Here is a 26,607-nt window from a genome sequence, read left to right as displayed (position 1 = left end):
CCGTCAGTCCGTGAACCACCGATCCCCGAACCTACCCCCGCATCCGTCGCGGCGGGGCCGACTGCCCGCCCGCGGGGCTCCGGTGGCCGGTCGGCGGTGGTCGATCCGCTCGTCGAGGTCCTCGCCGAAGCGGCTGCGGTACACGCCGCGGGCGAGGAATCCGGGCGACTGGTGGCCGCGGCGGCGCGGGTCCGTGACCTGCTCGTCCCACGGGTACGCGCCGTCGAGGTACGGCCGGGCGGCCGTCTCCGGCGTCGACTCCCCTGCGACGATCGCGGTCCAGAGCTCGCGGCCCTGCCCGACCACTCAGCTCAGCGGCTCAGGTCCCGCCGTCCGCCGGGACGCCTTCGGCCGGGTCGGCCGGCGCCTCCTGCGCGGTCTCGTGGACGAGCGTGAAGTCCTCCACTACCTTGCGCGGCTGGTCGGCCAACCAGCGTTCCGGGGCGGCGAGTCGGGGTCGTGCCGCGTCCGGCGCCTGCCAGAACCGGTCGGGGACGTGGTCCTGCGGGTGGGCGGGGCTCCGGAGCATTCCGGTGCCCGTCGATGACCAGGGGATCCGGGCGAGAGCGGCGGCGGCCTTGACGCGGCGTCGGCCGGTGCAGTCGCAGTAGCCCCGGTCCCTGGCGAACGCGGACGCGCCCGGCGGAAGCTCCGGCCCCTCGACCGCGCTCGGCACGAATCCCCGACCGGGTCGTCCCGCCCGCCGTTGACGTGCCCCCTCCTCACGGCCCTCGCGCCCGCAGGTCCACCCGACCATGGCCGGGGCCGGACCCGGCCCGCGCCCCGGCATCGAGGAGCGGAGCGACGCATGACACCCCGTCAGAGCTGGCAGGACTCCGGAGCATTCCGGTGCCCGTCGGCGGCCAGGGGATCCGGGCGAGAGCGGCGGCGGCCTTGACGCGGCATCGGCCGGTGCAGTCGCAATGGCCCCGGTCCCTGGCGAACGCGGACGCGCCGGGCCGAAGCTCCGGCCCCTCGACCGCGCTCGGCACGAATCCCCAGCCCGGGTCGTCCCGTGTCCCCTTCTCACGGTCCTCGCGCCCGCAGGTCCACCCGACCGTGGCCGGGGCCGGACCCGGCCCGCGCCCCGGCATCGAGGAGCGGAGCGACGCATGACGCGCCGTCAGAGCCAGCCGGCGTACCCGGCCCGGTAGGCCGCCCGGACGGCCGGGCGGCGGACGGCGGGGCTGCGGGCCAGCAGGTCGCGGATCAGCCAGGAGTCGAACCAGACGCCGCCGCGCCGGCCCGGCGAGAGCGGGTCGTCGCGGTCGATCTCGGCGCGCAGCGCACCGCGGACCCGGACGGCGGGGCGGGTGTGCGGGAAGGCGAGGTGCCGCCAGACGGCGAGGTCGAGCGGGACGGCGGTGACGTCCGGCGGGGTGGGCCAGGGCAGGTCGGTCTGCGGGTGGCGCGGGACGAGGGCGAGCTCGGGGTGACGGGCCGTCAGCGGTCGGCCGGGGCCGAGCAGCGCGCAGCGTTTCACGGGGCCGTCGGTGCCGGGCTGGTAGTGCCGGAGGGCGTGGTCGAAGACGGTGGCGGCTCCGGCGTGGTCGAACGCGACGGGTGAGCCGTCGGCGGCGACGATCAGGTCGACCAGGGTGGTGCCGATCTCCTGGCAGCTGCGGTCGTTCCACCGGCCGTCGGCCCCGACGGGGGGCACGTCCGACCGGTCGTGGACCAGGTCGGTCCAGTCGGCGACGGGCGGGCGGGGGCCGGCCGGGACGCGGCGGACCGCGGCGGGTTCGAGCCAGACGGCCTGCCACAGCGAGCAGTCGTCCTCGCGTGCGCCGACGGGGTGCCCGCAGCGGGCGCAGGCCAGGTTGGGGCCGTCCTGGCCGGTGATGCCGCAGCAGTAGCCCGCGGCGGAGCCGGGGATCAGTGTGGTGCCGGTGACGTCGGCGGGGGCGAGCACGGTCCGCCCGGGCGGGCCGTCGGACAGGTGGTGCGGGACAGGGGCGTAGTAGCCGCGGGCCTCCGCCTCGCCCTCCGCGAGGTCCTCCCAGCTCCGCCAGGGCGGGCCGGACGGCTCGGGGTCGACCGCGTACGTCCCGGCGTCCATCAGGTCCGACAGCCGCAGGCCGTTGCCGACTTGGTGGCGGGCGTAGGGCGGGAAGCGGACCTGGCTGACCGGGCGGGTGAGTGCGCTCGCGCAGTGTGTGCAGGCGAAGAGCTCCAATGGGCACCCTCCTTCGACGATCCGCACAGGATCGGGCCCCGGGCGGGCCGGCCGCAACGAGTTTTCGACGGGGCGTCAGCCGGCGGACCCGGCCGCCCCGTCCCGCAGTGCCGCGTCGACCTGGGCGCGGTCGTAGCCGATCCGGACGAGGTCGAACGCGGCGGGTCGCGGGCGCTGCTCGGGCGGCAGCGCCAGGTGCGCGTCCACCTGCTCCCGGCTGTAGCCGCGGCGGACCAGGTCGAAGGCGGGGGCCGGCCCCTCGTCCGGCGAGGTGGCGCTCCGGCGTTGCCACCAGCGGGTGCGGCGTTCCTCGGTCATGGCTGTGGCCCTCCCCTGTCCCGGCGCGCGTTGCTGCCGGGGATGCTACTCGCCGACATCCGGCACCACCTATGGCACCACCTGGCACCGCATGGCATCACGTGGCACCACCCTGAGCCATCCCGAGCCATCCCGAGCCATCCATCATCGCCCCAGGTCAGAGCCCCCGGGGCTGCCGGGCCGCCGGCATGGCATCACGAATCGCTTGCCATGGCACCAAAGTGGTGCCACCATGGAGCCATGGACCTCACCCCGTATGTCGACAACCTCCGACGCGAGCTCGCCGTCGCCGCCGAGGCCGGCGGACCGGACGCCCGGGAGCTGGCCGATCGGCTGACGGCTCCGCTGGAGTCGGCGACCCGGCTGACGATGCTCAACGTGCTCTCCGCCGCGATGGCCGAGATCACCCGCGAGCTCGCCCCGGGCTCGGTCGACGTACGGCTGCGCGGCGTGGATCCGGATTTCGTGGTGACCCGGCCGCCGGTCGAGGCCGCGCCGGCCGAGCCGGCCCCGGAGCCGGCTGCCGCGCTCCCGCCCGCCGAGCCGCCCGCCGCCGAGGACGACGGCGCCACCGCCCGGATCAACCTGCGGCTGCCGGCGCAGCTGAAGGCGCGTGCCGAGGAGGCCGCCGCCCGCGAGGGGCTGTCGGTGAACGCCTGGCTGGTGCGCGCGGTGGCGTCGGCCGTGGAGGGCGGGGCCCGTCCGCGCCCGCAGCAGCCGGAGCGACTGCAGGCGGTCGGCCAGAGTTTCACCGGCTGGGTCCGCTGACCTCGGCCGCCCGAGCACCGAGCACCACCCCGGGCCGGCGACGGCCCCGGGCTCCATCCCGGGCGTGCGACGGCCGGGTTCCCACTCCTGACGACCCGTGAGGACGGTACAGCCATGCCTTCTTTCGACACTCCCGAGCCGATCTCGCTGAGCGCTCAGGTGTACTGCGGCTCGCTGCAGGTCACCGCGACGGACCGCACCGACACGGTGGTCGAGGCCCGCCCGCACGACCCGAAGCGCGAGCCGGACGTGCGGGCCGCCGAGCAGACCGAGATCGGCTTCGCGGGCGGCGTGCTGACCGTCCGCACTCCCCGGCAGCGCTCCCTGATCGGCCGGTCCGGCGTCGTGGACGTGTCGGTGGAGGTTCCGGCCGGGTCGCGGCTGGAGGCCGCCGGCTCCTGGCTCCAGGTGTTCGGCGAGGGCCTGCTCGGCGAGGTGCGGGTGAAGAGTTCCGCGGGTGACGTCCGGCTGGACCGCACGGGGCCGCTGCACCTGACGGCCTCGCACGGGTCGATCACCGTCGACGGGGTCCGGGGCCGGGCGGAGATCACCACCAGTTCGGGCAGCCTGCGGGTGGGGCTGCTGGACGGTCCGGCGGTGCTGAAGAACTCGCACGGCGCGACCACCGTCGCGCTCGCCACCGGGGACCTGCGGGTGAGCGGTGCCAACGGCGACATCACCGTCGAGCGGGCCGAGGGCTCGGTGCACGCCACCACCGCGCACGGCACTCTGCGGATCGGCGAAGTGGCGCGCGGCACCGTGCAGTTGGAGACCGACTTCGGCGCGATCGAGGTCGGCGTCCGGGCCGGCACGGCCGCCTGGCTGGACGTCAGCTCGCAGCGCGGGCAGGTCCGCAACACGCTCGCCGGGACCGGCGCCCCCGAGCAGGACGAGGAGACCGTCGAGGTCCGCGCCCGGACCCGCTTCGGCAACATCGACATCCGCCGCGCCCGCGCCTGACGCCTCTCGGCAGTCCAGCAGTTCAGCACCTTTCACCTTCGAGTCCGCCATCGGGAGGACACATGCGCTCAATTGTCATGCCCACATCCAATAAGCGCTCGGGCCCCGCGGTCTCCGCCGTCGGCCTGCGCAAGTCGTACGGAGACCGGACCGTCCTCAACGGAATCGACCTCACCATCCCCGCCGGGACGGTCTTCGCCCTGCTCGGCCCGAACGGGGCGGGCAAGACCACCACCGTGGAGATCCTCTCCACCCTGGTCGGCGCTGACGGCGGCCAGGCGCAGATCGCCGGCCACGACCTGGCCACCGACCCGGACGGAGTCCGGTCGGCGATCGGGGTCACCGGACAGTTCGCCGCCCTGGACGACATGCTCACCGCCGAGGAGAACCTGCTCCTGATGGCCGACCTGCTGCGGCTGCCCCGCAGTCGAGGGCGCTCCCGGGCACGGGAGTTGCTGCAGCGCTTCGACATCGCGGAGGTGGCCGCGAAGCGCGCCGCGACCTTCTCCGGCGGTATGCGCCGCCGTCTCGACCTGGCGATGACGCTGGTCGGCGACCCCGAGGTGATCTTCCTGGACGAGCCCACCACCGGCCTCGACCCGCGCAGCCGCCGCACCATGTGGGACACCGTGCGCGGCCTGGTCGCGGGCGGCACCACGGTCTTCCTGACCACCCAGTACCTGGAGGAGGCCGACCAACTGGCCGACCGGATCGCGGTCCTGGACGGCGGCCGGATCGTCGCCGAGGGCACCGCCGACGAGCTGAAGTCACGCATCCCCGGCAGCCACGTCCGCCTCCGCTTCGCCGAACCGGCCGCCTACGACCGCGCCTGCGCCGCCTTCCCGGCGGCGAGCCGGGACGAGGAGAACCTCGCCCTGCGGATCGCCGGGGACGCGGGCCTGGACGCCCTGCGCACCCTGATCGACCGGCTGGACGCGGCCGGCGTCCCGGCCGCCGACTTCTCCGTGCACACCCCGGACCTGGACGACGTCTTCCTCGCCCTGACCGGAACCGCCACCGGAACCGCCGCCGTCCCCGCACCCCGCCCCTCCCTCGCCCAGGAGACCCCGCGATGAGCAGCACCCTCGCCCTGTCCGTGCACGACTCGATGACCATGCTGCGCCGCAACCTCAAGCACGCGGCCCGCTACCCGGCGGTCTCGCTCGGGCCGGCGATGACACCGATCCTGATGCTGCTGCTGTTCGTCTACGCCTTCGGCGGCTCGATCGGCGCGGGCATCGGCGGCGGCGGCCGGGACGCGTACCTGGCCTACCTGACGCCCGGCATCGTGGTGATGGGCGTCGCGGCGGGCGCGATGTCCACCTCGATCGCGGTCTGCTCGGACATGACCGGCGGCATCATCAACCGCTTCCGCACCATGAACATCACCCGGTCCTCGTTCATGACGGGCCATGTGATCGGCAGCGTGATCCAGACCATGACCGGCCTGGTGCTGGTGATCGGGGTGGCGCTGGCGGTCGGCTTCCGCTCGGACGCGAGCGCGCTGGAGTGGCTGGCGGCGTTCGGGCTGCTCACCGCGATCGCGTTCGCCGTGACCTGGCTGTCGGTGGCGCTCGGCCTGATCTCGAAGACCGTCGAGTCGGCCAGCAACAAGCCGCTGCTGATCCAGTTCCTGCCGTTCCTGGGCTCGGCGTTCGTGCCGGCCGACTCGATGGCGCCGGGGCTGCGCCTGTTCGCCGAGTACCAGCCGTTCACGCCGATGACGGAGACGCTGCGCGGGCTGCTGTCGGGTTCGGCGATCGGCTCCAGCGGCTGGGTGTCGCTGGCCTGGTGCGCGGGCATCGGCGTGGTCGGCTACGCCTGGTCGCGCAGGCTGTTCGGCCGCACCGCCCGCCGCTGACCCGCCGTCAGCAGTCGACCGGGGGCCCGACGATCCGTCGGGCCCCCGGCAGGCGTGGGTCAGTTCACGGGGGTGTAGACGCGTTCGACCTGCTGGGTGCCGGACCTGGTGCGGTAGGAGCGGACCCACTTGGCGGTGGCGTCGGGCCTGGTGCGGTCGGACAGGACGTAGTAGTCCATCTGGGCCCGCTCGGCGGTGATGTCGAGGACGCCGTAGCCGTGCGAGTCCAGGTCGGTCCACTTGACGTGCCGGTTGGCGGCCTGGATCGCGGCGGAGGCCACCAGCGACAGCGTCTGCGGGGCGACCTTGAGGATGTCGTCGATGTTGTCGGAGCTGACCGAGGTGACCACGAACTCGGTGGCGGCGCTGCCGGAGGACGGGTAGGTGGCGGCCTCGAACGGCACGTCGCAGGCCCAGGCGGAGTGGATGTCGCCGGTGAGGAACACCGTGTTGGTGATGCGGTGGTCCTTCAGGTGGCCGAGCAGTTCGCGCCGGTCGTGCGTGTAGCCGTCCCACTGGTCGACGTTGACGGCCAGCCCCTCGCCGGGCAGGCCGAGCAGTTGGGCGAGCGGGCGCAGCAGGTAGTCGGGCAGGGCGAGGAACGCGACGGGCGAGATCATCACCTCGTTCCCGACCAGTCGCCAGGTGGTGTCGGAGGCGGCCAGCCCGGCCTTCAGCCAGTCGAGTTGGGCCCGGCCGGTGAGGGTGCGGTCGGCGGAGTCGACGTCGCCGTTGCCGATGCCGGCCTGCTGGGAACGGAACGAGCGCAGGTCGAGCAGGTGCAGGTCGGCGAGCCTGCCGTAGCGCAGTCGCCGGTAGGTGGTGCCGGCGACGGACGGGCGGACCGGCATCCATTCGAAGTAGGCCTGCTTGGCGGCGGCGACCCGGGCGCTCCAGTCTCCCTCGGTGCCGGGGGTGTGGTTCTCGGCGCCGCCGGACCAGGCGTCGTTGGCGAACTCGTGGTCGTCCCAGATCGCGATGGTGGGGACGGCGGCGTGCAGCGCCTGGAGGTCCGCGTCGGTCTTGTAACGGCCGTGCCGGGTGCGGTAGTCGGCGAGGGTGAGGATCTCGTGGGCGGGGGCGTGCGGGCGCACCACGGTGCCGCGGGTGCCGTACGCGCCGGAGGCGTACTCGTAGATGTAGTCGCCGAGGAACAGGAAGACGTCGAGGTCGCCGCGGGCGGCGAGGTGGCGGTAGGCGGAGAAGTAGCCGGCCTCCCAGTTGGCGCAGGAGGCGACGCCGAGGCGCAGCCGGTCGACGGCGGCGTCGGTGGCGGGGGCGGTGCGGGTGCGGCCGACGGGCGAGACGGCGTCGCCGGCCAGGAAGCGGTACCAGTAGGCGGTGTCGGGCTGCAGGCCGCGGACGTCGGCCTTGACGGTGTGGTCGGTGGCGGCGGTGGTGGTGACGGTGCCGCCGGCGGCGATCGCGGTGAAGGCGCGGTCGGTGGCGAGCTGCCACCGGACGGTCGTGTCGGGTCCGAGGCCGGAGCCGGGTGCGGCGGCGGCGACGGGGGTGACGCGGGTCCAGAGCAGGATGCCGTCGGGCAGTGGGTCGCCGGAGGCGACGCCGTGCAGGAACTGCGGTCCGTCGGCGGCGGCGGCGCTGCCCGCGGTGGCGGCGAGCGGCAGGGCGAGGGCGCCTGCGGTGAGGGCGGCGGCCTGGATGACCCGCCGGCGCGGCGGACGGGCGGCGGACGCGGCGGCGGACGCGGCGGCGGTGGGCGCGGAGGCTGTGGGTTCGGTCACACCACCTGAGGCTTACTCACGGGTAATGGCTTGTCCAGACCCCGGGTTGACTATTCGTCAAGCTTTCACCACGATATCGCCGAGCAATCAGATCGTCTGCGAACCGCTCGGGGGGCGCGGGCGGCTCCGGCACTCTGGGGGGCAGGCCGATGGCCTGGGACGACGACGGGCCGCGGGACGCGGCGAGAACCGGCCGGACGGGCTGCTGGTGGCTGCTCGCCTGCCTGCCGCTCGCCTGGCTGGGCAGCGGGGAGGTGCTCCAGTTGTCGCGCGGCTACCCGCCGCCGTGCGTACCGGGCAGCGCCGGCTCTGCGGACTTCTTCCTCACCGCCTACCACCTGCTGGTCGCCCCGGCCGCCTTCGCCCTGCTGGTCGCCGCCGGGCTCCTGGCCCGACGGCCCGCAGCCCGCTGGCGACTGCTGCTGTGGACGCTGATCGTCCTGCTGATCCACTTGAACGTCCGTCACTGGCTGCAGGGCCCGGCGGACTTCTGCTGACGCGCCGGGGCCCGTCCGCCCGTGCGCGCCGGGGCCGGTACGGTTCGGGTACGGCGACGCACCGGAGGGGGCTCCCATGACGGACCGACAGCCCGAGCGCGCACCGGGCGCTCCCCCGTACCGGGGGCTGATCCTGGACTTCGTCGGCGTGCTCACCCGCGACGTCCGGGAGTCGTTGCGGTCCTGGTGCGAACGGGAGGGACTCGACGCCGACGCGTGGCGCCGGACCCTCACCGAGGATCCGGTGGCCCGGGCGCTGTACGCGGACCTGGAGGTCGGCGTCATCGGGCAGGCGGAGTGGAACCGGCGCACCGCACCGCTCCTGGGCCTGCCCGACCACGTGAACCTGATGGGCCGGGCGTGGGCGGCGGTCCGGCCGGCGGCCCGGATGGTCGGGCTCGCCCGGGCCGCCCGGGCGGCCGGCTGCACGGTCGCCCTGCTGTCGAACAGCTTCGGCACGGACCCGTACGACCCGTACCGGGCCCTGGGCGTCCGGGAGTTGTTCGACGTCGTGGTGATCTCCGAGCGGGAGGGGATCGCCAAGCCGGACCCGGCGATCTACCGCCTGACCTGCGAGCGGATGGGCCTGCCGCCGGAGGCGTGCGTGTTCGTCGACGACCGGCCGGTCAACCTCGCCCCGGCCCGCGAACTCGGCCTCACCACGGTGCACGCCGAGGGCGAGGAGGCCGCCGTCGAACACCTGGCGCGGCTGCTGCGCCTTCCCCCCGCCGCGGCCTGACGCCCGACCGGCCGCGGCGGGGGCGGCCCGTCGGGGCCGGAGGTCAGCAGCCGGCCAGGACGTTGGCCAGCGCCGTCTTCTCGGCGGAGTCGACGGACAGGTTGTAGTAGTACTTCACCTGCACCCAGGCGCGGACGTAGGTGCAGCGGTAGCCGGTGACCGGCGGCAGCCACTCGGCCGGGTCCTTGTCGCCCTTGGAGCGGTTGGAGCTGGCGCTGACGGCGAGCAGCTGCGGGCGGGTGACGTCGTTGGCGAAGGCCTGGCGCTGCGCGGTGGTCCAGGCGGAGGCGCCGGAGTCCCAGGCCTCGGCGAGCGGGACGATGTGGTCGATGTCCAGGCTGGACGCCGAGGTGAAGGTCAGGTTGTCGTACGGGGAGACCCAGGTGCCGGAGGTGGCGGCGCAGCTCGAGTCGGTGACCACGTTGGAGCCGTCGCGCTTGATGACGGTCTCCCGGGTGTTGCAGGTGCCCGAGATGGTGATCCAGGTGGGGAACAGGTCGCGGCTGTAGCCGGTGCGGTCCTCGGCCTGGACGGTGAGCTGGCTCAGGTAGCTGCGGGCGGTGGCGGCGGAGACCGGGGTGGGCAGCGCGGCCTGGGCGGTGCCGGCGCCGACGGTGAGCGCTCCGGCGGCGAGGGCCGCGGTGGCGGTGAGGGTGGCGATGCGGCGGAGGGCGGCGAAGCGGCGGACGGAACGGTTCGTCACGACGGGTGCTCCTGGACTCGTTGCGGGGCAGGGTGCGGGTGCCGAGCCAGCGTGGCAGGACCGGGGTCTATGCGGGTAGATCCCCGGCCGTGAAGATTGCATTACCGTCCGATGGCCATCTCCGGCGACGATGTGAAGGTCCATCATCAAACGACCGGTGGCCGCCCGGTGCGGCCTTCCCGGCTGCGTGCGGCGGGCCGCTCGGCGGCCCGACGCGGCCGGCACGGTCCGGTTCAGCGACCGCGCGAGGCGGGCCAGCGGTCGAGCGGGAGCGGGCCCCGCGAGCGGATGGTGCGGATCGCGAAGGTCGAACGGGCGTCCCGCACCGGGCCGATGGCCAGGATGTCGTCCAGCAGCACCTGCTCGTACGTGGCCAGGTCCGGCACCGCGATCTCCACCAGGAAGTCCGCCTCCCCCGAGATCACGTGGCACGCGACCACGGCGGGAATCTCCGTCAGCGCCTGCTCGATCTGCCGCGAGGTCTCCCGGGAGTGCTGCTCCACCCGCAGCGCGACGAACACCGTCAACCCCAACCCCACGCGCTCCCGGTCGAGTTCGGCCCGGTACCCGGCGATCACCCCGTCCGCCTCCAGGGCCTTCGTCCGCCGCAGCGCGGAGGACGGCGAGAGCCGGACGGCCTCGGCGAGATCCACGTTGGCCGTCCGGCCGTGGCGCTGCAGGTGTTCGAGGATGGCACGGTCGATGCGGTCGTACTGCTGGCTCGGCATGCTGTGCACCCTAGCCGGGCCTGCGTGGTGGATTCTGCCGTTCCGGCCTCGCGGTACGGGGGAATTCGCCAGCGCGTGCCGCGCGGTCGGGGCCAGAATCGGGTCATGTCCGAGAACACCGAAGGCCGCTCCCACCTGTCCACCGCCGGCGCGTCCGCGCTGTACATCGGGGCTCTGCTGGGTCCGAGTCTGCTCCTGCTCCCGGGGCTCGCCGCCCGCGCGGCCGGGCCCGCCTCGCTGCTGGTGTGGCTGGCGCTGCTGGTGCTCTCCGGGCTGATAGCCGTGGTGTTCTGCGCGCTGGGCACCCGGCTCGGCTCGACCGGCGGCGTCGCCGGCTACACGGCGGCGGGCCTCGGCGAGCGGGCCGGACGGGCGGCCGCCTGGTGCTTCCTGGCGGGCGTGGTCGCGGGCGCGCCGGTGGTCTGCCTGATCGGCGGCAGCTACGCGGCGGCGGCCCTCGGGGCCGGCGACTCGACGGCCGTCCGCGCGGCCCTGCTGCTGCTCGGACTGGTGCTGGCCGTCCGGCTGTTGGGCGTGCGCACCGGCGCGGGGCTCCAACTGGTGCTGGTGTCCGTGCTGGTGGCCCTGGTGCTGTTCGCGGTGCTCGGTGCCGCACCGCACGCGCGGGCCGAGCACTGGACGCCGTTCCTGCCGTACGGCTGGGCGGGCGTGGCGCGCGCCGCGCCGCCGCTGATGTTCGCCTTCGTCGGCTGGGAGGCGGCCGCCTCCCTCACCACCCGCCTGCGCGACCCGCGCCGGCAGCTGCGCCTGGTGGTGCTGATCGCGTTCGTGGTGACCTCGCTGCTCTGCCTCGGCCTGGCCGCGGCCACCGTCGCGGTGCTCGGCCCGGGCGCTGGCGGGGCCGTCCCGCTGGCGGACCTGCTGCGCGCGGCGATCGGCGGCGGCGGCCGGATCCTCGCTGCCGGCGCGGCCCTCGTGCTGACCCTCGCCGCCACCAACACCTACCTGACGGGCGCCGCCGAACTCACCGAGGCCCTGCTCCCGCCCCGGCCGAACCCCGGCCGCCGCGGCTCGTACGCCGTGGTCGCCACCACCGCCGTGACCGGCGGCCCGCTGATCCTCCTGGTCGGCTCGGGCGTCCTGACGACCTCTCAGCTGGTGGCCGTCCCGACCGCGCTCTTCCTCGCCGTCTACCTGGCCTGCACCGCCGCGGCGGTCCGCGTGCTCGACGGCCCCGCCCGGGCCGCCGCCGCCGTCTGCTGCCCCGCCGTCCTGGCGCTGCTCCTCGGCACCGGCTGGCCGGTCCTCGCCGCGGCGGCGGTCGCCCTGGCGGCGGCGTTCCTCGGCCGGCGCCCGGGCGACGTTCCCAACGCCGACGAAGCACCCGCCACGGCAGAGCTGTTGAGGACCCGCTGATCCCCCCGGCGCGCGGGCCGTCGCGGCGTCAGGCGCCCGCGCGGGGGGCGCCGTCACCGCGGTCCTCCCGCAGGGCGGCGAGCCGGACGGACCACTCCCGTTCGGCGACGGCGACGCCGCGCTCCAGCGTCTCCACGAACTCCGCCCGGCGCACCGACACCACCGTCGGCTCCTGCCGGGGCTCGGTGCCCCAGGCGGCGCCGCCTCCCTCGAACGTCCGGCAGGCGAGGTGCACCGACTCCCCGTCGGGGAACGCGAACACCGCCGCGTCGTCGGTGCACTCGCCCCACTCCAGGAAGACCCACCGCGCCAGTTCCTCCGCGGCCCCGTCGTCCGCACCGAGGCCGGCCTCGTCGTACCTCGCCCGCTCGGCGACCCGCAGGGCCTCCACCGGCGAGGTGAACCCCGCCGGCGCCGCGGTCGGAACGCGGAACCGGACGAGCTCGTCCTTGAGCTTCTTGACCAGCAGCGGCGGGTAGAACGCGTTGTCCCGCGCATCCACCCACAGCCCGCCGACGAACACGTCGACGCACAGCAGCCCCGGATCCCGCCCGCCGTGGAACTCCAGCCCGAACCCGTCCCGCGACCCGACCAACACCGCACCCTCCCCGTCCGACGCCACTGGACACACCTGACCTCACGTCAGAACACTGCCCGCGGAGGACTCGACCGGAGAAGGCACCGGGGTCCTTCGACGTCGACGCGCCCGCACCACGGCCCGGGCGTCGAGGACGGACGAGAGGCACACCGGTGGAAGCCGTTCCAGCCCCTTCGTGCGAAGCCGGCACGCTGTGGACGGTAGGGCACGCACAGCTCCGGGACCAGCGCCAGGGCGGTCCTCCGGCGCAGCAGTCGGCTTGACTTCAACTCGGCTTGAAGTTCTACGGTGCTCGGACCAGCGATCACTTCCAGGGGGTACCGCACATGACGACCCAGCACCTGTCCGACGCCGAACTCGCCGGCCAGCCGGCCGCGTACTGGACCGGAGTGGCCTACCAGGCCCTCATCTCGTTCACCCGCTCGCAGCAGGCCGAACTCGGCTTCACCCAGCCCCAGTTCTGGCTGCTGCGCAACCTGTCGGTGAACGACATCTCGCCCGACGGCCGCGGGATGACCGTCCCCGAACTCCGGCAGGCCATGAGCTCCTACCTCAGGCCCGAGGACGACCTGGCCGCGGAGGCGGAGGTCCTGCTGGGGCGCGGCTGGCTCACCCGCGACGCGGAGGACCGGCTGTGGATCACCGACGCGGGCGAGGAGGCCCGCGTCGACCTCAAGCGGCACGCCCCGGCCATCCGGGCCCGCATCCACCGGGGCATCGACGACGCCGACTACGTCACCACGCTGAAGGTGCTTCAGCAGATGATCCGGAACACGGGCGGCGCCCCCGCTCACTGAAGGAGGTCCAGGGGCGGCGGCTCCGCGGAGATGCCGTCCTCGCCCTCGCCCGGGCCGACCTGCTGCCGCCGCTCCGCCGCCTCCCGCGCGCGTTCCTGTTCCCGTTCCCGCCGGGCGGTGCTCGCGCGTTCCTCCGCGATCGAGGGGACGGCGGCGAGCGCCTCGGCCGGTCGGCCGTGCCTGGCCAGCAGGTCGGCCAGTTCGAAGGGGGCCCGGCGGTGGGCGGAGGAGCGCAGCAGCGCGGCGGCGGCGTCGGGTCGACCGTCCCGTTCCAGCAGTGCGGCCAGGGCGGTGTCCCACTCGTCGGGCTCCTGCGCGCCGAGGGCGGTGGCCTCCGCGATGCCGTCCGCGCAGCGGCCGTCCTCGCCCAGCAGCCACAGCCGCAGGTGGCGGACGGTGTCCGGGTGGCCCTCGGCCCAGGCTCCGGTGAGCGACTCCAGGAGTGCGAGGGCCTGGCCGGGGCGGCCGTCGGCGGCGAGCAGTTCGAGCGCCCAGTGGATCTGGTTCCAGCAGTCGTAGTAGTCGTAGGTCGGCCGGCCGGTCTCCACGGCTTCGTCGATCCTGCCCTGACGGGCCAGCAGGTGCATCAGCGCCACCCGGTCGTTGGCGCCGTCGTGCGCCGCGATCCGGCCGCGCAGCAGGGCCTCGGCCTCGGGCGCGCGCCCGGTTTCCTCCAGCGCCTGCGTGTACCGGGGGACGACGTGGGGCTCGCGGGCGGCCAGCTCCGCGAGCTCCTCGATCCTGCCCTGTCGGGCCAGCAGGTTCGCGTAGTGCTCCGGGAAGTTGAGGGGGAGCTGCCGGTTCCGTCCGAGCTCGGCCCGCATGAGGTCGACGGCCTCCCCGCCCCGGCCCGCGCGTTCCAGCACCCGGGCGGTTCCGATCAGCACCTCCCACCGGCCGAGACCTCCGCGGCACCAGTCGCCCGCCGCGCCTTCCAGCGCCTGGTCGAGCAGGTCGAGCACCTGCTCGTCCCGGTTCTGTCCCTCCGTCAGGTCGACCAGCTTCGACAGCAGCCAGGACTCGCCGAGGTGCGGCGCGAGGATCTCGATCGCCACGTCGACCTGCCCGGCCTTCACCGCCAACTCGGCGTACCGTGCGCATGCGTGGCCGTCGCCGCGCCGGGCCTGGTCGGGGCGTACCAGCGCGAGCGCCTCCCCGCCCGCGCCCTGCTGGATCATCACCTCGGCGGTGAGCCACTCGGCGGGGCGCCAGCCGATCTCGGCGAACGGCTCCAGCAGGGCGAGCGCCCGTTCGAACTCCCCTTCCGCGCACAGTCCGCGCACCGCGCCCTCCGCGCAGTGCCAGTCGCCGCGTTCGCGGGCGGCCCGGACCAGGTGCTCCACCTGCCCCTGGTCGAGAAGGGTGCGCACCACGCTCGGCGGGACTCCGCCGAGGGTGCGGGCCTGCCAGGAGAGATCGTCGACGTTCATTCGGAGCACCCTACGGACCGTCACCGACAGCAGTGGGACCGGCCCGCCTGCTAGAATGACCGTCACACGCAAGCCTTCTCGGCGCGGACTCCGATCCGCCGAGGAGGCTTTTTTCATGCCCGGAGTCGCGGGCCCCGCCCGTGCGGGGCCGCTCCGGGGCCACGGCACGGCCGCCGGATCCGCGCACCGGCCGTGTTCCCGCCTGCCCGCACGAGGAGACTGTGACATGAGCGCACGAACGAACACACCGTCCGCCGGGGGCACTTGGCGGCTCGGCGACCGCACCGTCAACCGTCTCGGCTTCGGCACGATGCGGCTGACGGGCACCGCGCCCTTCCACGGCGGGGTGCCGCGCGACCGCGAGCGGTCGATCGAGGTGCTGCGGCGGGCGGTCGAGCTCGGCGTGAACCACCTCGACACCGCCGCGTTCTACTTCTCGGCGACCCGCTCGGCGAACGAGCTGATCAACCGGGCGCTGGCGCCGTACCCGGAGGACCTGGTCATCACCACCAAGGTCTGGCCGGGCCGCGACCCGTCGGGCGCCTGGTGGTGGGCAGCGCCGGAGCAGCTGCGCGGCCAGGTCGAGGAGAACCTGCGTCAACTCGGCCGCGACCACCTGGACGTGGTGAACCTGCGGGTGCCGCCCAGCCGGCGGTCCGGCTCGATCGCCGAGCACTTCGGCGCCCTGGCCGACCTGCGCGCCGCCGGACTCGTCCGCCACCTGGGCGTCTCGAACGTCACCGCCGCGCAGCTGGCCGAGGCCCGGGCCGTCGCGCCCGTGGTCTGCGTGCAGAACCCGTACGGAATCGGCGCGCCGGACGAGGACCGCGCACTGCTGCGGCAGTGCGGTGAACTCGGCGTCGCCTTCGTCCCGTTCTTCGCGATCGCGGGCTCCGGGGGCGAGCCGGATCCGACCGCCGGCGACCACGGGGCGGTGCACGAGGTGGCCCGGGCGCACGACGCGTCCGTCGCGCAGGTCCGGCTGGCGTGGACGCTCCATCAGGGGCCGCACGTGCTGGCGATACCGGGGACCGGCGATCCGGACCACCTCGCGGAGAACGTGGCGGCCGGCTCGCTGCGCCTCTCGGACGACGAACTGGCGCGCCTCGACGCGCTGCGCGCCGAGGGGGTTGCCGGGTCGAACTGACACCCGGAGCGTCGTTCGGGCATTCCGTTGCGGGCGCGGGCGGTTCACCGGCGGGTGGGGTTTGGGCGCGGACGGGCAGCGGGAAGGGCGCCGACGGTCCGATGATCGGGCGATGGACCAGCCCTCGGGCCCCTTCCCACTGCCCCTCCCGTCCGTCCCGACCCTCCCGCCGGTCCCCCTTCCCCTCCCCCTCCCTCTCTGCCCGCACCCGCTCCCACCCCCGTGGAGCTGGCCCTGGCAGTGGCACTGCCGCTGCTCCGTCCCGGGCCCGACGCCGAGCCCGACCGCCACTCCCCCGCCGCACCCGATTCCGACCCCGACGACGGCCCCGCACCCGACCCCGATCACGACGGCCCCGATCACGACGGCCGCGCAGCCGTCGACGCCCTCGCCGCTCCGCACGCCGACACACCGTCAGTCCCCGGCTGCTGAGCGGGAGAGCGCCGCGGCCACTCCGGTCGCCTCGATCGCGTCCCCGCTGCCGCCGGCCCCGCTTGCCGCGCCTTCGACGGCGGTGGCCGCTCCGCCCGCGACGCCCCCGGCCGGGGCGGGGGTGATCGAGCCGTCGGTGTGGGCGGCCGTGCTGGTTCTCACCGTTCTGCTGCCGGCGGCGCTCGCCGCGCTCACCGGGCAGCATCTCGTGTTCTCCAGGAGGAGCCGATGAATCCCGCCCCGCTGCTCGGCGCCCTCGCGGCGACGGCCCTCGCCGTCGGCGCGCTCGCAGTGGCGCACCGGGTCCGTTCGAAGCCCCCGGAGGGCGGGCCGCCGCCGGAGCCGCACCCGACCCTGGGCGCGATCGGCTCGGGGCTGCTGTCCGGGTTCACCCTGTTGACCGGGTTCCTGATCGCCACCGGGTGGGCCGCCCGCACCACCGGCATCGTTCCGCCGGACGGGCTGTACCTGGCGGACCTGGCGGCGGGCGGCGCGGTGCTGCTGTACCCGTCGCTGGCGGGGCTGCCGTTCACGCCCCGGTACGCGGCGGCGGTGTGCCTGTTCGGGCTGCTGGTCGGCTACGTGACGGTGACGGCCGTTCAACTGCGGCCCTGAGTGGAGGGGTTGCCCCGCCGGCTCGCTGGGTGGGGGTGGCCGGCGGGGCTGGGGAGGATGGTCAGGAGGTGGTGCAGGCGGCCCCGTTGAGGGTGAACGCGGTGGGTGCGGTGTTGTTGCTGCCGTAGGTGGCCTGCACGCCGAACGCGGTGGAGGCGCCCGCCGCCAGGGTGCCGTTGTAGCCGAGGTCGGTGGCGGTCACGGCGGCACCGCTCTGGGTGACGGTGGCGTTCCAGGCGCTGGTGATCTTCTGGTCACCGGGGAAGGTCCAGCCGAGCTTCCAGCCGGAGATGGTGGTGCTGCCGGTGTTCTTCACGGTGATGTCGGCGGTGAAGCCCCCGCTCCACGAGTTGGCCCGGTACGCGACCGAGCACGACGCCCCGCCGGGCGCGGGCGACGTGGGCGGCTGCGAGGTCGGGGGCTGCGACGTGGGCGGCTGGGAGGTCGGGGGCTGCGACGTGGGCGGCTGGGAGGTCGGCGGGCTGCTCGGGTCGGGCGCGTTCGCGGCCAGCTGGTAGGCGATGTCGGGGACGAAGGTGCCGGCGGCGGCCGCGCAGCCGTCCGCCTCGCCCGGGGGCTTGATCCACAGGAACGCGTCGACCGCACTGTCCCCGGTGCTCGCCGTGGGGTAGTTGCCGATCGCGCGTCCGGACGGGTCGCACCAGGCGCTGCCGGCCGGGCCGTTGCCGTTGCGGCTGGTGTCGATGACGGCGTGCAGGTTGCCGGGGTTGCCGAGCGAGGAGAGCAGGCTGCGGGCGAACGCGGTTTCGTTGGCGGTGGTGTTGAAGTTGGAGACGTTGGTGAAGAAGCCGTCGGCGTTGAGCACGCCCGCGGTGCGCAGCCGGTTGGCCTGCTCACCGGCGGAGTTCCAGGTGGAGTGGCCGCCGTCGAGGTACACCTTGGTGTTCGGGCCGGCGTTGTGGATGGCGGTGACGGCGCGCGCCAGCGAGGCGAAGCGGTCGCTCTGCTGCTGGGCGCTGAGGCAGGTGGTGAGCGCGATCGAGTCCGGTTCGAGCACCACGATGGAGCGTGAACTGCCCAGCCCGGCCGCGAACTTGGTCACCCAGGCGTCGTACGAGGCGAGGTCGGGCGCACCGCCGGCCGAGGCGCCGCCGCAGTCCCGGTTGGGGATGGTGTAGGCGACCAGCACCGGGGTCTGCCCGGCCTGCTCGGCCGCCGAGGTGACCGCGCGGACGTCCGAAGTGACGGTGTTGGGGCGGTAGTTGCTGAACCAGATGCCCTGCGGCTGGCTGGCGATCCGCTTGGAGATCACCGGCGTCCGGGAGTCGCCGGGGTTGGCGGCCACCCACTTGACGACCTGGGAGGCCGGGTCCCGGTAGAACTGGGTGCCGGCCGGCAGGCTGCCCTGCACGGCGGCGTCGGCACCGCCCTGGACGCCGGCCACCAGGCCGAGTGCGGTGGCGGTGGCGGCCAGGGCGAGCACGGCGGCCCGGCGGGTGGGCCGGCCCTGGCGGGCGGCGGGGTGCGGCGGGACGGTGCCGCGCCGGCGGCGGTCGGGGGTGTGCACGGTGTCCTCCGGGGTGCTCTCGGGTGGGAGAGGGTGGACGGCAGCCGGGTGGGGGCCCGCTGACCGGGGCCGATGCGGAAGGCGGAGCATGGGAGCGCTCCCGCAACGGGTCCGGCCGATGGTAGCGGCCGGACCGGCCCCGGCGGCAGGCTCCGTGCACCACGAACTTCCCCCGCCGCCCGTGCCGTTGACGCCCCGACACCCGCCCCGACCTGCGCCCGCACCCGTCGGCGGCCGGCCCCGCTCCGAGCCGCCGGACCGGCCCCGCCCGCCTGTAACTTTCCGCCGGGGGGCGGGGGCGGGCCCCCGCCGGACCGTCGGCGCGGGCGCGTACGGTGGGCCGGGGACGTGCGAGGACCTGCGGAGGCGGACGATGCGCACACTGGGGCGAGTGGTCGGAAACCCGGTGCCGGCGGCGCTCCTCCCGTCCAGCCTGGAGGCGCTCGACGGCCCGCCGATCAACGGCACCGTCGACGGCGGCTTCGCCTCCCTGATGCTCATCCCGGCCACCGGCCGGGCGGTCGGCCGCACCCGCAAGTCCGGCGCGCCGAACCCGCGTCGACCTCGTCGCCGTCGGGCGGGACCCAGCACCAGCACACCGTGACGACCACCTGCCCGGCCTGGGCCACCGTCTGCTGGAAGGCCCCGAGCCGCTCGTGGCGGCCCAGGTGGCCGCCGAAGGCCGACCGGGAGGACGACAGGCAGCGGCACGCAGGGGAGCGCCGCATCAACCGCCTAAAGGACACCGCGCAGTGGCAGCACGGCACGACAGGCCCGCGGTCCGCGATGAGGCAACCGTTCTGGTACCGGCCGTCGACGAGCGGCCGTGACCAGCGGCCTCGCCGTCCGCATCAGCCGGTCGCCCTCGCCCCTGCGCAGGCGTCGGCGATGACCTGTGTGTCCCAGTAGAACGGACGGACCTCGGTGATCTTCCCGTCCTTGACCGTGATCGTCTGCAGGATCGGGAAGGAGAGTTCGCGGCCTGTCGCACGAGCACGAGCACGGACCCGGGTGAGCACTACCGCAGTCTCACCGGTGGCCAGGAACTCTTGCTCCGCCATGTCGAACGACTCCCAAGCGGCACCCATCGCGAGGAAGAACTGCGTCATGCCCGAATGCCCGCGCCAGGTGCCCCCGTAGGGCAGAGAATCGGCTTGGTGCAGCACGACGTCCGGCGCGAAGAAGGGGGCGAGCAGGTCGAATGAAGCCTCGTCAGGGCCGCCGGCTGCAAGGTACTCCGCCTCGGCCGCGTACATGCCGGTGAGGACCGCAATCGAGTCTGTAGTGGATGACATCGCCATGCCGCCAGTGTGTTCAGCAGGGGCAGACCGCGCTGGCGGCTATCCGACATCGATATCCCTGCACAACCCGACCGCAACGTCGGCCTCGCTCTCGCGCGGCAGCGATCGACCGGCCGGGCGGCGGACGTGCGGGCCGGGAAGCCGAACCCCCGCGCCACAGCGGCGCCCGACTGGTGAGGGAACGCGGGTCGAGGCGCGAGAACCGCGGCGTCCCGCCCGCCCTCGGCACCCTGCCGAGCCCCGCAGCACAGGCCGACGGCCCGTGCGCCACGCCGGTGGTCGGCCCGGCCGTCGGTCGGACGGGTCCGCGAGGCCCGTGCGGGGCCGACCTTGCGGCGCCCTTCGTTGCTCCCGTCGCGCGGTGGTTGCGGCCCGGCGGTGCGATCAGGCCATGGAGGTGACCGACAACGGGCGTTGCCGGCGGTGGTCGCTCGGTAGCATGACGGAGTGTCAGCCGATCACTGCGAGGAGACCGCGACGGAGCTCCGCTTCACTGCTCTCGGGCCCTTGAAGGCCTGGCGTGCGGGTCGGGAGTTGAGGATCAATCGGGCGCAGGACCGGGCGGTGTTGGCCGTCCTGCTCGCGCATGCGGGCCGGCCGGTGCCGGTCGGCGAGATCATTGACGCCGTCTGGGGCGAGGAGGGCGACGACGCGCCCGATCGGGCGGCCGCGCTGCCGGGCAACGTGTATCGGCTGCGCAGCGCGCTGGGTTGCGGTCCGACGGTGCTGCGGCACGTCGGCAAGGGCTACCGGCTGGACGTCGCGCCGGAGCGGATCGACCGGACGGTGTTCCTGTCCGCGCTCGCCGACGCCGCCACCGCTCGCCTCGACCGGCAGCCTGAGCGGGCCTGTTCGCTGCTGTCCTCGGCGCTCGACCTGTGGTCCGGTCCGGCCCTGGACGGTGTGCCGGGCCCGTTCGCGGCGCACGAGCGCCGGATGCTGGCGGGCCGGCGGGAGGAGGCGCTGCGCGCCCACCGCGAACTGGCCGTGGAGCTCGGCCGTTCCGAGGCGTGCGCCGCGGGGCCGGTCCTGCGCCCGTTCCAACTGCCGCCGGACCTGGCCGACTTCACCGGTCGTCGCAGCCAACTCGCCCGGATCGCCGGGCTGCTGACTGCGACGGATCGCGCCGCCCCGCCGCTCGTCGCCGTCACCGGTCCGCCGGGCGCGGGGAAGAGCGCGCTCGCCGTCCGCGCGGCCCATCTCGCGGAAGCTTGCTTCCCCGACGGTCAGTTGTACGCCGACCTGCGGGCCGCCGACGCCTCCTCCACCCCGTCCACCCCGTCCACCCCGACCGCACCGGCCGTCCTGGCATCGTTCCTGCGCGCCCTCGGAGTCGACGAGCAGGCTGTCCCGGCAGGCGCGCACGACCGCCGGGAGCTGTACCTCCGCATGCTCGCCGACCGCCGGGTCCTGGTGGTGCTCGACGGGGTTCCGGACCTCGACCGGATCCGGCCGCTCCTTCCGACCGCCCCGACCGCCGCCGCCCTGGTCGTCCTCGACGAGGATCTCCCGGCGCGGAGTTCGCCGGCCCACACGGTCCGAGTCGGCCGGATGACCTCCCCCGAGGCCGTCGCCCTCCTCACCCGGGTGATCGGCCCCGAACGTCCCGCCCACGAACCCGAGGCTGCCCGAGCGCTCGCCGCCGCCTGCCATCACCTGCCCCGCGCCCTGCGCCACGCCGCCAACCGCCTGGTGCGCCGCCCCACGTGGCCGATCTCGGCCGTTCTCCCGCCCCCGGGTCCACCCACCGACACCTGAGCGGGCCCGCGCCACCGCCTTCGCGCTCCCGGCCGACCGTGGCCGGAGGGCGGTTCGGGTGACGGGCGCACGCGGAACAACTGCTATTACTGGAGCATGCAGGAAGAGACCGCACGCTCCGCGATCGACACGTTCATCTCCGCGTTCAACGCCTCCGACGACAGCTATGTGACCGCCCTGCTCTCCCAGGCGCTGACCTCGGACGTGGTCTTCTGGGGGCCGTTGGGCCGCAGCGAAGGCATCGCGGCGGTCGAGCGGTTCGTGCTGGACATCCGGCACCACCCGGCGGGGCCGGGCACGATGGTGCGCTGTTCGGCGGTGGACATGCCCGGCGAGTGGGCCCGCTACCAGTGGGTCTTCACCACCCCGGAGGGAGGCCCCCGCCTGGCGGGAACGGACGTCGTCCATCTCCGGCGGAGCCTCATCGACCAGTTCATCGTCTTCGCGGGCGACATCGGGCCGTCCGCCTCCTGAGTCGCTTCGCCCTGCGGGACGTCGCCTGCCGACCGGCGCGCCGTCCCGCAGGGGTGTTCTCCGCTGCCCTCGCTGCTCTCCCTCCCCCGGGCCCGCACTCTGCTACTGGCGCGTAAACGCTGTCGTTGATCGCCTGTCAATCGGTGCATCACAGAATCCGATCGTCGGCGTGATCATCTGCCGGGCAGGCAGGTCCTGGCGTCGACGACCGTCGTGAACCGCAGGAGAGGACCGAGCAGTTGAGCCGCAGCACCGTACGAGTCACCCGGAAGCGGGGCGCTGCCGCCCTGGCCGGCGCCGCCCTCGCGGCGCTCCTGACCGCGCTGGGCGCCTCGGGCACCGCGCACGCCGTCTACGACCGGCCGACCGCGAGCATCTGGGACGACGAGGAGTTGCCGAACAACGGTGCGCACCTCGACAACCCGGGCCAGTACGGAACGGCGCGGCTGGTGATGCAGCCCGACGGGAACCTCGTCGTGTACTACGCGCCGGACCACGACTTCGCCCGCCAGTACCCGACCTGGGCGTCCGGCACGGTCGGCTGCGGTGCGAAGGCGGTCATCCGCAGCGACGGCAACCTGGTGGTGCTGGACGCGGGCGGCGCTCTGTGCTGGGAGAGCGGCACCGCCGGGCACCCGCACGCCCGGCTGACGCTGTGGCGCAACGGCGACCTGCTGATCACGGACGCCTGCAACCGCACGGTCTTCGAGCGGCAGCCCGGCATCACGTACGTCCCGGACCAGACGCACGGCCCGATCTTCGGGCCGACCTCGGTGGAGAGCCCCTACGTCGTGCTGCCGCCGCCCACCGACTGCTGAGCCGTCCTGCCGGAACGGGCCACCCCGCCCCGGGCCGAGGGGCCGCCCCACCGCGAGTCCCGGCCCGCGCCACCGCGAGTCCCGGGGCCGCCCCGCGAGCCGCCCCACCGCGGTGCCACGGCCCGCCCCACCGCCCGTCGGCGGGCGCCGCCCGGGAAGTGACGATCCCGCAGGAGACGGGAGACGGGAACCGCCATGGAGACCACCGCCGACGCCGGGCTCCGCTTCCGGCTCCTCGGCCCGCTCGACGCCTGGCACGGCGAGCACCGCCTCGCGCTCGGCCGCCGCCAGCAGCAGGCGTTCCTCGCCATGCTGCTGGCGGAGCCGTCGCGGGTGCTGACGGCCGCGCGCCTGGAGGACGGGGTGTTCGAGGAGGACAGCGCGCCGGGCAACCCGCGGGCGGTCCTGGCCACGCACGCCTACCGGCTCCGCCGCGAGCTGCGGAGCCACGGGCTCGGGCACCTGCTGGTGACGGTGGACGGCGGCTACCGCCTGGACGTGCCGGCCGGGTCCGTCGACGCCGTCGTCTTCGACCGGCTCACCGCCCGGGCCGGCGAGGCCCTCGCGGCCGGTGGGCGGCCGGCGGCGCGCGACCTGCTGGCGCGGGCGCTGGCCCTGCACGAGGGCGAGCCGCTGGCCGGTCTGCCGGGCCGGCACGCCGCGGAGCTGCGCCGGCACCTGACGGAGCGTCGGCTGGAGGCGTGGGAGGCCAAGCTCGGTCTGGACGTCGAACTGGGCGACGCCCCGTCCTGTCCGGTCGAGCTGGACCAGGCCGTGTTCGCGCACCCGTTCCGGGAGCGGTTCCGCGCGCTGCTGATGCTGGAGTACCACCTGTCCGGCCGGCCCGAGGAGGCCCGGGCGGTGTACCTGGACGCCCGCCGCTTCTTCCGCGCGGAGGGACTGGCCTGCCCGGAGCTGGACGCCCTGGCCGAGCGCGTGCGCCGCTGCGATCCGGCGCTCGCCACCGCCGCCCGGCCGGGGCCGGCCGCGGACCGTCCGGTGCGCCGCTCCACGGCCGAGCCGGTGCCCGAGCAACTTCCGCCCGCGCTACCGGACTTCACGGGCCGTCGGGCGGCGCTGGACGGGCTCGCCGCCGCGCTGTCGCGGCCGGACCCGGGGGCCGTCGTCATCTCGGCGATCAACGGTCTCGGCGGTGTCGGGAAGACCAGTCTGGCCGTGCAGGTCGGCCACGCGCTGCGGGGCCGCTTCCCGGACGGCCGGCTGTACGTGGACCTGCGCGGCGCGCAGGGCGTTCCGCTCGATCCGGCGGAGGCCCTCGCGGCGTTCCTGACCGCGCTGGGCGTGGACGACCGCGCGGTCCCGGCGGACCTCGCGGAGCGGGCCGCGCTGTTCCGGACCACGGTGACGGGCCGTCGGCTGCTGATCCTGCTGGACAATGCGGCCGGCCCGGAGCAGGTCGCCCCGCTGCTGCCGGGTTCCCGGACCTGCGCGGTGCTGGTGACCGGCCGGGCCTGGCTGACCACCCTGCCGGGCGCGCGCCACCTCCACCTCGACGCGATGACGACGGCGGAGGCGGTCGGCCTGCTGGCCGCCGTCGCCGGCCGGGCCCGGGTCGACGCGGAGCCGGCGGCGGCCGCCGCCATCGTCGCGGCCTGCGGCCGGCTGCCGCTGGCCGTGCGGGTGGCGGGTTCCCGGCTGGCCGCCGATCCCGCGCAGTCCCTGGCCGGCCTGGCCGCGAGCCTCGCCGACGAGCGCACCCGGCTGGGTGAACTCGCCCACGAGCAGGCCGCGGTGGAGCCCGTCCTCGCGCTCTCGTACGCCCGGCTCTCCGCCGAGCAGGCCCGCGCGCTGCGGCTGCTCGCCCTGCCGGACGCCCCCGAGCTGGGGTCGGCGGACGCGGCCGCGCTGCTCGGCCGGGGCGCCGCCGAGACCCGCGAACTGCTGGACGCGCTGGTCGACCTGAACCTGCTGCGGTCGCCCGCCGCCGACCGGTACGGCTTCCACGACCTGCTGAAGGTGTTCGCCCGGCAGCGCGCCGCCCGACTGGACTCCCCCGCCTCGACGACGGCCGCGTTCGCCGGCCTGCTGGACTTCTGCGTGGCGAGCGCCCGCAACGCGGAGCGGACCGCCCACCGCGTCCAGCCCGCCGACCGGCCGGCCGACCCGCCCGGGCAGCACGTCCAGCCCGCCGACCGCCCGGCCGACCCGCCCGGGCAGCGCTTCGACACCATCGAGCGGGCCACCGCTTGGATGCGCGGCCGGACCGCGCTGCACCGCGCCGTGATCGACCGGGCCTGCACGGACGACGCCCTGCCGCTGGCGCGGGCCGTCGATCTGCTGGACGCCATGGGCTCGGTGCTGTTCGGCCGCGACTACGTGACGACGGTGGCGGACCTCGCGGGCCGGGTCGCCGCCGCGGCGGGGGCCCGCGGCGAGCGGGACGTGGAGGCGCTGGCCCGGTCGATCCGGGGCGGCATGCTGTGGCACGCCAACTCCTATGCGAAGGCCGGGGAGGAGCTGCGCGGCTGCCTGGAGCTGTGCGAAGGCGACGAACGGCTCCGGCTGCGGGCCGACACGCTGAAGCTGCTCGGCGCGAACGCCCGTGCGCTGCGGGAGTTCGGGCCGGCCGTCGGCCACCTGGAGGAGGCGGCGGCGCTGTTCCGCCGACTGGCGGACCATACCGCCGAGGGTCTCGTCCTGGGTGAACTGGCGTTCAACCAGGCCCAGTTGGGGAATCTGGCGGCGGCCCGCGCCGCCGCCGTGCGGTGTGTGGAGCTGACCGGCCGCCAGGTGTCGATCTCCGAGTCCGTCGGGCGGTACTACCTGGCCCGGGTGCTGCACCTGTGCGGCGACCTCGAACCCGCGCTGGAGCAGGCCCAGCAGGTGCTGGAGCGGTTCCGCTCGTTCGGCATGCTGGCGTTCGAGGCGGCGACGGGCAGTCTGATCGCCCGCATCCACCTCGCGGCGGGGCGCGACCGGGCCACCGTCCGGGCCGCCGAGGAGGCGCTGCCGCGGGCCCGGCAGGTCGGCGGCATGCTGGAGGCGGCGCTGCTGCGGGCCCTCGGCGAGGCGCTGGTCCGGCTGCGCCACACCGACCGGGCGGGCGTCTGCCTGCGCCAGGCGCTGGGCCACCTGCGGCAGTTGGGCCTGGCGGGTGAGGCGGCGGAGGTGGAGGAACTGCTGCGCGGCCTGGGCTGAGCCGGGCCGCGTCGGGCGTGCTCATCGGTTGTCCATCGCCGTCCGGGAGTCTCCTTCTCGTGCCCGGTCGACCGGCCGGGCCACCGAGGAGAGGGGATCAACATGTCCATCAAGGGAGCCCGGAAGGCCGCGCTGGCCCTGGCGACGGCGGCGATGGCCGGCGGCATCGCGCTGACGGGTGCGGGGGCCGCCTCGGCGGCGAGCGGCGGCGGCTGCGGCGGCCCCGGCTGGGAGCAGATCTGCATCGGTGCGGGGTCGGGGCAGGTGCAGGCCACCGTGGCGACGAACTTCGCCAGCAACAACTGCAGCGAGCAGATCATCATCTGGGACTACACCACCAACAGCCAGGCGATCTCGACCACGATCCCCTGCCGGTCCGGCCAGTACACCTACACCTACAGCCTGACCAACCCGGCGGCCGGCCACGACTACAAGGCCGAGGTGCGGTTCTACTGGAACGGCGGCTCCGGCTACGAGTACCAGGTCAGCCCCGACCTCTGGTACTGATCGCCGCGACGGTGAACCCGACCACCTGAGCCGACTCCCCCGACAGACCGCCGACGACCGGCGGGTGGCCGCCGCCCCCCCCCGGTCGTCGGCCGGTTGCCGCGCACCCCGTCCAGCGCGCCGCGCCCCGGGCGCGCCCGACACGGCGCGCCCAGTCCGACGACCCTGGCT

At 74.9% G+C, this 26,607-nt stretch carries 28 protein-coding genes; 16 read left to right on the top strand and 12 right to left on the bottom strand.

Annotation, left to right across the window (positions count from 1 at the left end; all coding sequences use genetic code 11):
• Positions 1-3 precede the first annotated feature (3 nt).
• The 4 genes from ACFV1L_RS25225 to ACFV1L_RS25210 form a co-directional block, all read right to left on the bottom strand.
• Entirely contained in the window at positions 4-306 is a 303-nt protein-coding gene (locus ACFV1L_RS25225; protein WP_380369566.1) for a hypothetical protein, read from the bottom strand.
• A 13-nt stretch (positions 307-319) separates the two neighbouring features.
• A complete protein-coding gene (locus ACFV1L_RS25220; protein ID WP_380369564.1) occupies positions 320-676 on the bottom strand; it encodes a hypothetical protein in 357 nt (118 codons plus the stop codon).
• Between the two features lie 447 nt (positions 677-1,123).
• On the bottom strand, positions 1,124-2,176 hold the full coding sequence (locus tag ACFV1L_RS25215) for a hypothetical protein (RefSeq protein ID WP_380369562.1): 1,053 nt from the start codon (positions 2,174-2,176) through the stop codon (positions 1,124-1,126).
• A 75-nt stretch (positions 2,177-2,251) separates the two neighbouring features.
• The gene (locus ACFV1L_RS25210; protein WP_380369560.1) at positions 2,252-2,494 is read right to left on the bottom strand and encodes a hypothetical protein; all 243 of its coding nucleotides are present in this window, start codon (positions 2,492-2,494) and stop codon (positions 2,252-2,254) included.
• 240 nt (positions 2,495-2,734) lie between these two features.
• Here ACFV1L_RS25210 and ACFV1L_RS25205 point away from each other — a divergent pair, with 240 nt between their 5' ends.
• The 4 genes from ACFV1L_RS25205 (at position 2,735) to ACFV1L_RS25190 (ending at position 6,083) form a co-directional block, all read left to right on the top strand.
• Entirely contained in the window at positions 2,735-3,262 is a 528-nt protein-coding gene (locus ACFV1L_RS25205) for a toxin-antitoxin system HicB family antitoxin (RefSeq protein ID WP_380369557.1), read from the top strand.
• Between the two features lie 114 nt (positions 3,263-3,376).
• Positions 3,377-4,222 carry a DUF4097 domain-containing protein gene (locus ACFV1L_RS25200; RefSeq protein WP_380369556.1) on the top strand — a complete coding sequence of 282 codons (846 nt, stop codon included), beginning with the start codon at positions 3,377-3,379 and terminating at the stop codon, positions 4,220-4,222.
• A gap of 77 nt (positions 4,223-4,299) precedes the next feature.
• Positions 4,300-5,298 carry an ATP-binding cassette domain-containing protein gene (locus ACFV1L_RS25195; protein ID WP_380369553.1) on the top strand — a complete coding sequence of 333 codons (999 nt, stop codon included), beginning with the start codon at positions 4,300-4,302 and terminating at the stop codon, positions 5,296-5,298.
• Positions 5,295-6,083 carry an ABC transporter permease gene (locus ACFV1L_RS25190; protein ID WP_380369551.1) on the top strand — a complete coding sequence of 263 codons (789 nt, stop codon included), beginning with the start codon at positions 5,295-5,297 and terminating at the stop codon, positions 6,081-6,083. The genes ACFV1L_RS25195 and ACFV1L_RS25190 overlap by 4 nt, the downstream gene beginning before the upstream one ends.
• A gap of 59 nt (positions 6,084-6,142) precedes the next feature.
• Here ACFV1L_RS25190 and ACFV1L_RS25185 read toward each other — a convergent pair whose 3' ends face one another.
• Positions 6,143-7,747, bottom strand: coding sequence for an alkaline phosphatase D family protein (locus tag ACFV1L_RS25185; RefSeq protein ID WP_380369672.1), 1,605 nt, complete (start codon positions 7,745-7,747; stop codon positions 6,143-6,145).
• Between the two features lie 230 nt (positions 7,748-7,977).
• Between ACFV1L_RS25185 and ACFV1L_RS25180 the strand changes: the two genes are divergently transcribed.
• On the top strand, positions 7,978-8,325 hold the full coding sequence (locus ACFV1L_RS25180; protein ID WP_380369550.1) for a hypothetical protein: 348 nt from the start codon (positions 7,978-7,980) through the stop codon (positions 8,323-8,325).
• A gap of 76 nt (positions 8,326-8,401) precedes the next feature.
• The gene (locus ACFV1L_RS25175) at positions 8,402-9,064 is read left to right on the top strand and encodes an HAD-IA family hydrolase (protein ID WP_380369548.1); all 663 of its coding nucleotides are present in this window, start codon (positions 8,402-8,404) and stop codon (positions 9,062-9,064) included.
• Positions 9,065-9,107: 43 nt separating this feature from the next.
• Here ACFV1L_RS25175 and ACFV1L_RS25170 read toward each other — a convergent pair whose 3' ends face one another.
• On the bottom strand, positions 9,108-9,767 hold the full coding sequence (locus ACFV1L_RS25170) for an HNH endonuclease family protein (RefSeq protein WP_380369546.1): 660 nt from the start codon (positions 9,765-9,767) through the stop codon (positions 9,108-9,110).
• Positions 9,768-10,000: 233 nt separating this feature from the next.
• On the bottom strand, positions 10,001-10,495 hold the full coding sequence (locus ACFV1L_RS25165; RefSeq protein WP_380369544.1) for an Lrp/AsnC family transcriptional regulator: 495 nt from the start codon (positions 10,493-10,495) through the stop codon (positions 10,001-10,003).
• A 105-nt stretch (positions 10,496-10,600) separates the two neighbouring features.
• Here ACFV1L_RS25165 and ACFV1L_RS25160 point away from each other — a divergent pair, with 105 nt between their 5' ends.
• Positions 10,601-11,872: an APC family permease gene (locus tag ACFV1L_RS25160; protein ID WP_380369542.1), complete on the top strand. Its 1,272-nt coding sequence runs from the start codon at positions 10,601-10,603 to the stop codon at positions 11,870-11,872.
• Between the two features lie 28 nt (positions 11,873-11,900).
• Here the strand turns inward: ACFV1L_RS25160 and ACFV1L_RS25155 are convergent, their stop codons facing one another.
• A complete protein-coding gene (locus ACFV1L_RS25155; protein WP_380369540.1) occupies positions 11,901-12,470 on the bottom strand; it encodes a hypothetical protein in 570 nt (189 codons plus the stop codon).
• Positions 12,471-12,796: 326 nt separating this feature from the next.
• On the opposite strand from ACFV1L_RS25155, the gene ACFV1L_RS25150 reads away from it, so the two are divergent.
• Positions 12,797-13,267, top strand: a complete 471-nt coding sequence (locus ACFV1L_RS25150) for a MarR family transcriptional regulator (protein ID WP_380369538.1) — start codon at positions 12,797-12,799, stop codon at positions 13,265-13,267.
• Here the strand turns inward: ACFV1L_RS25150 and ACFV1L_RS25145 are convergent.
• Positions 13,261-14,697 carry a tetratricopeptide repeat protein gene (locus ACFV1L_RS25145; protein ID WP_380369536.1) on the bottom strand — a complete coding sequence of 479 codons (1,437 nt, stop codon included), beginning with the start codon at positions 14,695-14,697 and terminating at the stop codon, positions 13,261-13,263. The two genes, ACFV1L_RS25150 and ACFV1L_RS25145, sit on opposite strands and share 7 nt — an antisense overlap.
• A 226-nt stretch (positions 14,698-14,923) precedes the next feature.
• Here ACFV1L_RS25145 and ACFV1L_RS25140 point away from each other — a divergent pair, with 226 nt between their 5' ends.
• Complete coding sequence (locus tag ACFV1L_RS25140) at positions 14,924-15,844, top strand: oxidoreductase (RefSeq protein WP_380369535.1); 921 nt, start codon at positions 14,924-14,926, stop codon at positions 15,842-15,844.
• A gap of 414 nt (positions 15,845-16,258) precedes the next feature.
• On the opposite strand, the gene ACFV1L_RS25135 is transcribed toward ACFV1L_RS25140, so the two are convergent.
• Positions 16,259-16,438, bottom strand: coding sequence for a hypothetical protein (locus ACFV1L_RS25135; protein ID WP_380369532.1), 180 nt, complete (start codon positions 16,436-16,438; stop codon positions 16,259-16,261).
• A gap of 66 nt (positions 16,439-16,504) precedes the next feature.
• On the opposite strand from ACFV1L_RS25135, the gene ACFV1L_RS25130 reads away from it, so the two are divergent.
• Entirely contained in the window at positions 16,505-16,891 is a 387-nt protein-coding gene (locus tag ACFV1L_RS25130) for a hypothetical protein (RefSeq protein ID WP_380369530.1), read from the top strand.
• A gap of 61 nt (positions 16,892-16,952) precedes the next feature.
• Here ACFV1L_RS25130 and ACFV1L_RS25125 read toward each other — a convergent pair whose 3' ends face one another.
• Complete coding sequence (locus ACFV1L_RS25125) at positions 16,953-18,419, bottom strand: glycoside hydrolase family 6 protein (RefSeq protein ID WP_380369527.1); 1,467 nt, start codon at positions 18,417-18,419, stop codon at positions 16,953-16,955.
• A gap of 391 nt (positions 18,420-18,810) precedes the next feature.
• On the opposite strand from ACFV1L_RS25125, the gene ACFV1L_RS25120 reads away from it, so the two are divergent.
• The gene (locus ACFV1L_RS25120; RefSeq protein WP_380369525.1) at positions 18,811-19,023 is read left to right on the top strand and encodes a hypothetical protein; all 213 of its coding nucleotides are present in this window, start codon (positions 18,811-18,813) and stop codon (positions 19,021-19,023) included.
• Positions 19,024-19,270: 247 nt separating this feature from the next.
• Here ACFV1L_RS25120 and ACFV1L_RS25115 read toward each other — a convergent pair whose 3' ends face one another.
• Positions 19,271-19,720, bottom strand: coding sequence for a nuclear transport factor 2 family protein (locus tag ACFV1L_RS25115; protein WP_380369523.1), 450 nt, complete (start codon positions 19,718-19,720; stop codon positions 19,271-19,273).
• A gap of 447 nt (positions 19,721-20,167) precedes the next feature.
• On the opposite strand from ACFV1L_RS25115, the gene ACFV1L_RS25110 reads away from it, so the two are divergent.
• The 5 genes from ACFV1L_RS25110 (at position 20,168) to ACFV1L_RS25090 (ending at position 26,436) form a co-directional block, all read left to right on the top strand.
• Positions 20,168-21,478: a BTAD domain-containing putative transcriptional regulator gene (locus tag ACFV1L_RS25110; RefSeq protein WP_380369521.1), complete on the top strand. Its 1,311-nt coding sequence runs from the start codon at positions 20,168-20,170 to the stop codon at positions 21,476-21,478.
• Positions 21,479-21,574: 96 nt separating this feature from the next.
• On the top strand, positions 21,575-21,952 hold the full coding sequence (locus tag ACFV1L_RS25105; RefSeq protein ID WP_380369518.1) for a nuclear transport factor 2 family protein: 378 nt from the start codon (positions 21,575-21,577) through the stop codon (positions 21,950-21,952).
• A gap of 239 nt (positions 21,953-22,191) precedes the next feature.
• Positions 22,192-22,770: a hypothetical protein gene (locus ACFV1L_RS25100; RefSeq protein ID WP_380369515.1), complete on the top strand. Its 579-nt coding sequence runs from the start codon at positions 22,192-22,194 to the stop codon at positions 22,768-22,770.
• Positions 22,771-22,965: 195 nt separating this feature from the next.
• Complete coding sequence (locus tag ACFV1L_RS25095) at positions 22,966-25,929, top strand: BTAD domain-containing putative transcriptional regulator (protein ID WP_380369513.1); 2,964 nt, start codon at positions 22,966-22,968, stop codon at positions 25,927-25,929.
• Between the two features lie 102 nt (positions 25,930-26,031).
• Positions 26,032-26,436, top strand: coding sequence for a hypothetical protein (locus ACFV1L_RS25090; RefSeq protein WP_380369511.1), 405 nt, complete (start codon positions 26,032-26,034; stop codon positions 26,434-26,436).
• Positions 26,437-26,607 lie beyond the last annotated feature (171 nt).

The sequence above is a fragment of the Kitasatospora sp. NPDC059646 genome, from assembly GCF_042734615.1.
Taxonomy (GTDB): Bacteria; Actinomycetota; Actinomycetes; order Streptomycetales; family Streptomycetaceae; genus Kitasatospora.
Note: the sequence above shows the minus strand (reverse complement) of the source record. Positions and strands in the feature narration are given on the sequence as shown.